Source organism: endosymbiont of Riftia pachyptila (vent Ph05) (assembly GCF_000224455.1).
GTDB lineage: Bacteria > Pseudomonadota > Gammaproteobacteria > Chromatiales > Chromatiaceae > Endoriftia > Endoriftia persephonae.
In genome coordinates this window covers 1-9,428 of sequence record NZ_AFOC01000113.1, presented here as the reverse complement: position 1 = coordinate 9,428, position 9,428 = coordinate 1, and the positions used below count along the sequence as shown (strand labels likewise).

Annotated in this window: 5 protein-coding genes; 1 reads left to right on the top strand and 4 read right to left on the bottom strand. The window is 59.6% G+C overall.

Annotated elements, in window-relative coordinates:
• The 3 genes from RIFP1SYM_RS14290 to RIFP1SYM_RS14280 form a co-directional block, all read right to left on the bottom strand.
• The coding region (locus tag RIFP1SYM_RS14290) for a flagellin N-terminal helical domain-containing protein (protein WP_039960597.1) at positions 1-659 on the bottom strand (659 nt) is incomplete at its 3' end.
• A gap of 296 nt (positions 660-955) precedes the next feature.
• Positions 956-6,985, bottom strand: coding sequence for a glycosyltransferase (locus tag RIFP1SYM_RS14285; protein ID WP_005966005.1), 6,030 nt, complete (start codon positions 6,983-6,985; stop codon positions 956-958).
• Complete coding sequence (locus tag RIFP1SYM_RS14280; RefSeq protein WP_005966003.1) at positions 6,982-8,058, bottom strand: hypothetical protein; 1,077 nt, start codon at positions 8,056-8,058, stop codon at positions 6,982-6,984. The genes RIFP1SYM_RS14285 and RIFP1SYM_RS14280 overlap by 4 nt, the downstream gene beginning before the upstream one ends.
• A gap of 320 nt (positions 8,059-8,378) precedes the next feature.
• On the opposite strand from RIFP1SYM_RS14280, the gene RIFP1SYM_RS14275 reads away from it, so the two are divergent.
• A complete protein-coding gene (locus RIFP1SYM_RS14275; RefSeq protein ID WP_005966001.1) occupies positions 8,379-8,585 on the top strand; it encodes a hypothetical protein in 207 nt (68 codons plus the stop codon).
• Between the two features lie 42 nt (positions 8,586-8,627).
• Here RIFP1SYM_RS14275 and RIFP1SYM_RS14270 read toward each other — a convergent pair whose 3' ends face one another.
• On the bottom strand, positions 8,628-9,314 hold the full coding sequence (locus RIFP1SYM_RS14270; protein ID WP_005965998.1) for a PIG-L deacetylase family protein: 687 nt from the start codon (positions 9,312-9,314) through the stop codon (positions 8,628-8,630).
• Between the last annotated feature and the right edge of the window lie 114 nt (positions 9,315-9,428).

Below are 9,428 nucleotides of genomic sequence, written 5' to 3'. Positions count from 1 at the left end.
TCGAAACGATTCTGCACGGCACCGAAGGTTGCTCGATTCTGAGCCACTGATGTGATGTCGTTTTCGATACCGGTGGATGCGGTGCTCAACTCTGCCGATGCGGCGGAGGCACTACTGACATTGATGGTGCCAGTAGCGGTCAGGCTTGAAGCGTAGGCATTCAGGCTGGTCAGGTCGATAGTTTTGACGCTCACCTGGTGACTGGCCTTGCCATCCTGACCCACCTGGAAGCTCATGCTGGCAGTGGCGGACAACAGGGAAGTACCATTGAACTCGGTGGTCTGCACGATACGGGAGATCTCCTGAGTCAGCTGATCCACCTCCTTCTGCAGGCCGGTGCGATCTTCAACGGTAGCGTTGGATGACTGCACCGCAATCTCACGAATCCGCTGCAGGTTGTTGGCGATCTGACCGAGGGCACCTTCCGCAGTCTGACCAAGTGAGATGCCGTCTGCCGCGTTACGTGTGGCCTGATTCAGACCGCGGATATCCGCAGTCATCTTTTCAATCTGATAGAGACCCGCCGCGTCGTCTTTCGCGCTGTTGACGCGCAGACCGGAAGATAACCGCTGCAGGGATTTGGCTAGATCGTTCTGTGTGGAAGAGAGGTTACGCTGGGCGTTCAGCGACATTACGTTTGTATTGACTACGAGTGCCATAACTTTTCTCCTAATCACCCGGCGATGCTGTACATCAAGCCTGGGCATCGGGTTTGCATTTAGCAGATATACCTTCAAGAGTGATGGTATTTACCGCTTCCGGCCTCTGTAACGGCAGCCTGCCAGGGATCTTTAACCCCTCCCCTTATAAAAAGACAGCTCTGCACTCACTGATAACGATTTGTTTTTAATGAATAATCAAACATTCCATGAGAAAGGCAAAAAATGGAACCCAGGAACACCATTCCCCTCATGGTTCAGCTAAAACTCTCTAACTACCCCGCCGGCTTCAGCAGTTAGCGCAACACCTCATCAGAGAACAGCGCCTGCATCCACTCCTCCAGGTGATCTTCCAACATATGATTCTCCCGCACCCAGGCCCGCATCCGGTCGCCCTCGTCAGCCAGAGCATCCGGCTCGTGGATACGTTCGCGAATCGCCTTCTCCCAGGCTCCCGGCTTATTGGGTAGACAGGTTGCCGGACTATTGCGATAGGGCTCCACATCAGAACAGATTACCGGCCAACCAAGGGCCCCATACTCAAGCAGCCGCAGGTTGCTCTTGCCCTCATTGAATTTATTGTGCTCCAGCGGAGCAATCGCCAGATCCAGATTCAGGCTGGCGAGCTTCTGCGGATAGTCGACGAATGGCACCCCGTCGTGGTACTCATCCACCAGCGGCCGCAGCGGAGTCGGGCACATTCCCATAAAGACCCATTCCACCTCGTCCTGCAACGCCTCCATTACCGGCCGGATCAGCTCCAGATCCCCCCGGTGCTGGGCGGCACCGGCCCACCCTACCCGTGGCTTTTTACCCTGGCCACGCTTCGACTCCAGACTGCCCCAGCGCTGCGTCTCCAACCGGTTCGGCATCACCCAAATATCCTCGATAAAGTCCTGATAGACTTCCCTCAACGGCTCGGTGGTGACGATCAGCCGATGACAGTGCTTCAGCGCCCGCCGCACCCGCTTCCGCATATCGCTGGGCAAACGGTTCTTCTGCCCGCCCTTCTGCGGCAGGTGAAACAGGTTGTCATCGAGACTAAAGACCAGAAAGGTATCGGTGTACTTCCGGTAGAGATCCAACCAGCGGATCATCAGATCGTTGATGCCGTGCAGCACAAACAGGCTGTCCGGCGCAGCGCGGGCCATCTCAGGCAGGCTCGGCACCCGGGTGCGTTCCCGCCCCTCAGAATTGGGCAGTAGCGAAATCTGCGCCAGCGCCGCCTGCTCCAGCGCCCGCAACGGCGCTCGCACCCGATACTCACCGCCACCACCGGAGTTGACCGGATAGGCCCAGACCCTGGGCCTGGGGTGAAATGCCGCTTCCCAGGTCACATCCATCTCGGTCTCGGGCTGGACCTCTTTGTGCAGCAGGCTCAGATTGGGGTTGAAGGCCGGATCATTGGCCAGCGCCGGCAGGTGGCGCGACACCAGCGCCTCCTGGCTGCGCGCCACCATCTTGACAAAGCTATTGTCGGCATAGCTGTGGATCGTCTGCCGTCCAAAGTGCACCAGACTGGCAAACGGCGTCCAGATCACCTTGTAACCGGCCGCCTTCACCTTCAGACAGAGGTCCACATCGCTGTAACGCACGCCAAAGTGCTGCTCATCCAGGCCGCCCACCTGATCGAACAGCTCATGCCGGATCAGCAGACAAGAACCACTCACCGCCGAGTACTCCTGGGCCACCTGCAGCCGCCCCATGTAGCCATCTTCATGCATCGAGATGCCGACGAAGGGTGAGCCGGCATCTCCGCCCATGCCGAGCACCAGCCCGGCGCTCTCGATCCGCTCACTGGTGTAGATCAGGCGCGGCCCGACCACCCCAACCTGCGGTCGCAGCGCCTGCGCCAGCAGCCGCTCCAGCCAGTTGCTGAGCACTACCATGGTGTCGCTATCAAGGAACAACAGGTAATCTCCCTGGGCCTGCTGCGCCGCCCGGTTGCAGATCGCTGAGTAGTTGAAGGGGGCATCGTCGTGCAGCAGCCGCACCCGAGAATCATTTCGCTCCAGCTGCCGGACAAACTCCAGCAGGCTCGGCTCACGGCTGCCGTTGTCTACCAGCAGCAGCTCGAAGTTGGCATAGCTGCTCGTCTCCAGCAGAGTATTGATCGCCGGTTTGGTGATCCCCTCCAAGTCGCGGAACGGCAGAATGATCGAGACCAGCGGCTCGCTCAGCAGCGGATAGTCGACAAAAAAGGTGCCGAAGCTGATGCCATTCTGCACCTTGGCATCGATATCACAGCGTTGCAGATGTGCCAGCAGCACCTGACAACGCGCCTCCACCACCGCCGCCTCATCCCGTGCCAGCTGGTAGCGATCCTGACGGTGCAGCAGCACCTTGGGGATATGCAGCAGGGTCTCTGCGTCCGCCCGCTCCGCCAGCTTCAGCGCCAGATCGTACTGCGCCACGCCCGGCTCCACGGCATAACCACCCAACGACTGCAACAGCTCGCGACGCACCGGCAGAAAGGCCCCCAGATAGGGCATGGAACGCAGCAACTCCAGGTTGAATTCCGGCTTGAATAGCGGGTTGTAGCGCTGGCCGTTGTCGTCGAGCCAATCCTCATCTATGTAGAGCAGTTCCGCCTGGGGATGGAGATTGATGTAGTCGCCGCAGGAGATCAGCGCATCCGGGGCGAGCCTGTCACCGGCGGCGATCAGCGCCACCCAATCGGTGCTGGAGTCGGACAGCACCGCATTGATGCCTTGCATCAGATTCCCCTCCACCTGCACCCACTCGACCATATCCAGCTCATCGAAAAACCCACCGGGTGAGGGCTGCTGTGAAACCACACTCAGGCCCCAGCCGGAGTAGAGCTGCTGTGACAGACTATCCAGAGTATCGGCAAGCGCCGCCTCTTCGCCCTTCTGAAAGGGCAGCAGCAGATGAAAACCAGGATTCACCCGCCACTCGGTCATCATGCGCTCCGCGTGGTACTGGGCCTGGCTTTCGGTCAGCTGATGCTTCTCCACCCACTCCGCGTAGCACTGATTCATGTCAGCATGAAAGGTCGCATTCAGATCGCGCTCCAGCAGTGAACTGTAGACCTCCCGATAGTTTTCGATCTGCGCCTCTACGGTACATTCCTGCAGCACTCGCTCACGTGCGCTCAACAGCATGCGATGACGCAAATGAGGGTCGTTGATCAGGTTCTCAATCGCTTCACGCCAGGCATCCTCGGTATTTGGCACCACAAAACCGCCGCGGCCATCCTGTACACTGAGATAGGGAGTGAGATTGGAGTAGACCCCCACCGCACCGGCTGCGGTATATTCGATCCATTTGATGTTGCTCTTAACCCGATTGAAGTCGTTCTCCTGCAGCGGCGCCAGGCCGATATCCAGCCCCAACTCCGGCAGTTTCGCCAGATACTCTTCCAGGCTAGAAAAGCGCTCCACTCGATCGGCCAGCCGCTCCAGCTTGGGGGTGACACAGCCGACGAATACAAAGCGCACCCGCTTGCCGTACTTTTTGTGGATACGCAGCAGCGCCGGCTCGATCATCCGCAGATCGGCCAGATGGGTCACAGTGCCAACATAACCGATAGTCACCGGCTCTTGGTCACGCAGCGGCGGTGCCTGCGTCGGAATCAGCGCCGCCGGATGCACCGTCGGCAGCACACTAATGTTCTTGTTGTAGGGGAGATAGGCCTCCTTCAGCGCCTCGGTGGAGACAATCAGCCCGCTCGCCTTGCCAATGAAATCGAGCACATGGGCGCGAGTCTCCAGGCCGATGCCGAAGGCATCGTGTCCCTCCGGCACCTTGGTGAAGAGATCATCGGTCTCATAGTAGACCGGCTTGCCCGACCGCAACATCCGATCCAGCACCCCACTGTGTTCCGGGCGGGGAAAGTGGCGCTGCACCACGATCACATCAGCGCGCTCGATGGCCGATTCGTCCACCTCACAGACCCCCTTCGGGTTATGCGTCGCCCAGATCGGCTCGATCAGATCGGCCATGTAACTAAACGGCTCACGCACGCGGATCTTCCAGCAGACATCCCGTTCACCATCCTGCACGAAAAAGGCAATCTGCAGACGCTGATCCGCCAGCAACGGGGCCTCAGACTGACTATCATCCGTCTCCTGCCGCAGGAGCTCTGACTCCGCACCCATCGGTGCCTCCACCCGCTCCAACAGGGCGGCTGGTTCATACGCTGTCTCAGGTGTCGTCGCCGTAAGCGGCGATGCTGCCTCTCCCTCCGCCGGCGTGGCAACTGCCTCAGGTCCAGCCAGCGGCAGCGGTTCCGCCCGCACCACGAACTGCAGGGCGCGAAACTGCTGCCACTCCTCCCGACTGAGATTCTTCAACACCATATTGCCCAGATCTACATCCCGGCGCTGTTCGTCTTCAAAATCGAGATCAGGCGTCACCCCATCCCAGCGACTCTCCCAGCAGGCGATACGGTAGCCGGTCTCGCTGAAGAGCTTTTCGATCTCCTGACGGGTGAAGAAGCGGATGTGGGTCCAGTCGAGCAGCCCCTCATCCCGATAGGTCCAGCTACCGCCGGCCAGCTCACGCAGCAACCCGGCGTTGCGCGAGTTGGGGATGCTGGCGATCACCTGGGCATCGTCAGTGAGGAAGGGACGCAGCTTGTGCAGCATCAGCCAGGGGTTGTAGAGGTGTTCCAGCACATCGGCGGCGATGAAGGTGTCGATGCTGGCCGGACGAAAACCGGCGGAGGCCAGGTCCATCTGCTCAATATTGCCCTGTACCACCCAGTCGAGCCGCTCACGGGCGATCGCCGCCGCCTGTTTATTGAGCTCAAATCCCATCACCAGCGCGTCCGGGTAGCGCTGTTTGATGGCTTGGCCGGTGGCACCGGTGCCGCAACCCAACTCCAGCACGATACGCGGCGGATGGGCAAACAGGTTGAACAGGTCGCCGCGTGGGTTTTCATAGTAGCTGCCGTGTAGCGAACTGTTCTCGCCATCCTGCTGCCAGAGTGGCGTCGGCTTTTGCACCTCAACCGGTTCCTCCGCGGGAATTTCAATCACAGTCGGCTTTTTCTGCATCTGTTGGTCTGTCACGCCTAACTCCCCTATCTCCACCACCGCCTCGCCCTGTGCCATTCTCAGCATCAGCTCCGCCACCCGTTCGAAGCAGTGGCCATCCCCGTTGGGGCCGGCGAAACGCGCTAGCGGCTGCAGCTGGCTGGACTCGCCTTGCAGACAGGTTTCCAACACCCCCGCAAGGCTCTCCACCCGCGCCTCCTTCATCCCCACATCGGGATAGGGCGGCCCCAACAGCCATTGGGAAGGGCTAAGCAGGTTGATCGCCGGAATGCCCGCGATGCCCGCTTCAATGGAGAGGTTGGAACCGGAAGAGACCACCACATCAGAAGCCACCGTCAGCCCCTCGGTATTCTCGGTGATGTAACGGTAGGCATCCGCCGGGATGCCCAGGGCTCTGGCCACTTCCGCTGTCAATTTCTGACCAAAGCGCTCGTTCGACTCCCGATCCTTGATAATCAACTGAAAGTCGATCCCCTTGGCCCAGAGCTGCACACAGGCGAGAAAGATGCCGGCAATCAGCAGCTTATACTCACTGTGCTCAGCATAGGCGGTGGTGGTGGAGGCCCAAGTGGTGAAGTAGCCCACCCAACGCCGCTGCGGATCGAGCCGGTAGTGCTTTGCTAGCTGACTGCGAATCGAGACACGCTGCTGCGCGAGCTCCCGATAGTGGTCCCAGGCAGGAAAGCCGGTGACTTTGAGGATCGAATCGGGTGCTCCCAGATCAAGCAATCCCTCCTTGCTGTAGTCCGAGCCCACCGCGTAACAATCCGCATTCACGCAGTCGTGCACGTTGTAAGATTTGGCCAGCCCGGTGCCATGCAGCAGATGCAGCACCGGCACCCCGCGAGCCTTGGCCCACTTGACGAACAGCTTGGCGCTGCCAGTGTACTCCTCGTTGACCAGCATCAGCTCCAGCTGGTAACGCTCACGCAGCCGGTCGAGGGCCTTGACACCGATCATGCAACGATGCAAATACCCCTTCATGCCGCCAGTCAGCAGCTCGTTGACCCGCGCCGGATGCACTCCCTGTGCCTCACAAAACCCCTTCCACTGATCACAATCGAGCCCCTGCGCCACCAGCTGCGCGCGCTGCTTCGACTCCTCATCGAGCTGCAGAAACTCCTCCTGGGTCAGCGCATCCTCCACCGCAAGCAGGCTGCCTCCGGCCGCCTCAATCCCCCGCTGCAGCTCAGGCAGACAGTTGCCGCGAACCGTGATCACGGTGCAGGGACGCCGCCGCACGTACTCATACAGGGCCGCATGGTTCTTATCCCAGAGCATGCAAACAATGGCCGGACCGCTCACTGGCTCTCCTCCCGGCGCAGCAGCTGATAGTTTTCCTGGAAGCTGGCAAAGTTGTCGTACTCGCGCACATCACCAAAGTTGATGCCCTCAAACTCCAGCGCCTCCCTGACCTCCGGCAGCTGATGCCAGCTACGGCAGATCTCGGTGGTGGTGGCATCCAGCTCCCCCATCTCACGCCATCGCTGCAGGATGCGTTGCGAGTCACTGTTGAGCAGGCCACTCAGATCACAGCCCGGCAGATGCGCCAACAGAAAACTCAATCGATGCCACAGTAGCGCGCAACGCAGATCGCTCAGATAACCGTTGAAGCGTTCCAGCCAGGCCTCATCCAGCTGCGGATTGAGCGACACCAGGGCGGCCAGATTGAGGCCACCATCAAGTGCCGTACGTTGTTGCTGCCATTGCGATTGAATCTGGTTGTCAGCAGACTTCCCAGCAACTCTCTCCAGCCGCACCCAGAAGCGGTCGCAATACTCCGGCGGCAGGCTGGCGAACAGATCCTCCTGCAGCAGCTGCAGAAACTCCTGCATCAGTCTATCGTTGCCCACCCAGGAGAGCGCCCGCTGCCAGAGCCGCGGCGTGGTGCGATGTGCCTCGCTCGGCGGCGCCTCACAGATCAGCCGCGTCACCGTTGCGGAGTCGAACTGCAAAAAGGGACGCCCGTCGAGTAGGGTCAGGCCCTGCCGGGTCAGCGCCTGCAACTTCCGCCCTAACTCACCGGAAACCGGCTGGTCCGCACCATAGATAAGGTTACAGCTATCTGCAGATGGGATGTCGAGACAGATACGCGTGCCCTCGGCCAACCCGCCCACAATTTTTCTCAGGGTGCTCAGCCAATCATTCGCCCCCCGGTCGACCAGCTCGAGCTGTTGCCATTGAGGTGCACAGGCCTTAAGCCACTCGAGCAACGCCCGCGGATCGCTCGACTCAAAGGCTGAGGGAGCATCGGAGAGGCCCAGCCGGATCACCCCGCCCGGCATCAACTCCACCCGGCAGGCCGGCTCCTCACCGACAAATTTCCGCCAGAGTGGCTCTCTGACACGATCAAATCCGATGTTTTTTTGACTATCCATTGGAATTCATAGGCTTGGAGTGCATTTATTCAGCGCTGTCGGGATCTCGACATCAGGGCTTGCAAATCCCGTTCCCAAAACACCCCCTTCGACTCACAGACAGGCTAACGGGCCCGGACCGGGCCAGTCTCAACAAGAGAAGTGTAAAAAAACTTGACAGATCTGGGTTTTTACGTGACCCGTCGCACACTAAATCCAGAAAGCACTTTTAATTCCCTCGGATTCGCTTTATTTCATTAAGGCAAGAGGTTTTCGAGCATAAAGAAATCCTGATATTTGCCGCATACACAATAGGTTGAGAAACTAGCTGGAGAAAGGGGATGAAAAGGGAACAGGCAATTTCAGAGATGGTGCGGCGCTGCGCCAACGCAAAGGGTCATCAAGACTTTTCCATCAGTATGGCGCAACAGTTCGCCATCCATCAGTACCGCGGTGGAATCTCCGCCTTCAGGGCAATCCAGTTGGGCTTGGGCTCCCTTGACGGCCACTGTCAGATAAAACACCACAAACAGGCAATCGGCGGCTAACCTCCGGCTGATCTAGCACAACACCAATAGGAGAGCACCGTCTCAACGGATCTCCCGCACCAGTTCAAACGCCTCAGCCGCCACCACCCCCACCTGGGCGCCGCGTAGGTGAGCAAGCGCCTCCAGCGCCCGAGGCGACCGGACATGCGGAAACGGATGCATTTCCGCGTCGTAGACAGAGAGCGCCTCCAGTTTCCGCTGCAGATAGCCGTCAATCGCGACAAAGTGGTTAGGCCGGAAGGCCGGCGCATCGCTGGGTGAAAGCTCGGTACTGGAGCAGACCTCGAACGCCAGCAGCCGTCGCACCGAACGCCCCGGCATCGGCCGACAGGCCGCCAGCACTGCATGGTGAGTCAGGCGATGATCAATGTTGAGATCATTGACGAAGTGGGTATAGACGATACCTGGCGCCAACTCAAACACCACTGCTTCGACCCGCTTGGTGATATCGAGCAGCTCCATGCCGTCGAACCGGTTATCCGGCAGACCGGCAAACTCGGGGGGCTCGGCGCCAAGAATCTCTGACGCGCGTCTCGCCGACTGCTGCAACCGTTCGATATCCACCGCCCGGGCCTGAGGGTCGCGCTGCGGATCGCGCGCAGTGGCCCCCTCACCAAGAATCAGGATATGCACCCGATCCCCCTCCGCCGCATGCCGCGCCAGCGCCCCACCGCAACCCAATACCTCATCATCCGGATGGGCCACCACCGCCAGCACTACATTCGACATCGCTCAACTCCCGGCCAGATCCAACCCGTTTACTACCACTCTTTACGCTGCGACAGCAACCGCAATACACATCGGATCGAATCTTGCTAGTCTTCTGACGGCAACAGCCTAAAA

Coding starts and splice junctions, on each gene's coding strand:
- RIFP1SYM_RS14280 (WP_005966003.1), bottom strand. CDS start 8,058: ATGGATAGTCAAAAAAACATCGGATTTGATCGTGTCAGAGAGCCACTC.
- RIFP1SYM_RS14275 (WP_005966001.1), top strand. CDS start 8,379: ATGAAAAGGGAACAGGCAATTTCAGAGATGGTGCGGCGCTGCGCCAAC.
- RIFP1SYM_RS14270 (WP_005965998.1), bottom strand. CDS start 9,314: ATGTCGAATGTAGTGCTGGCGGTGGTGGCCCATCCGGATGATGAGGTA.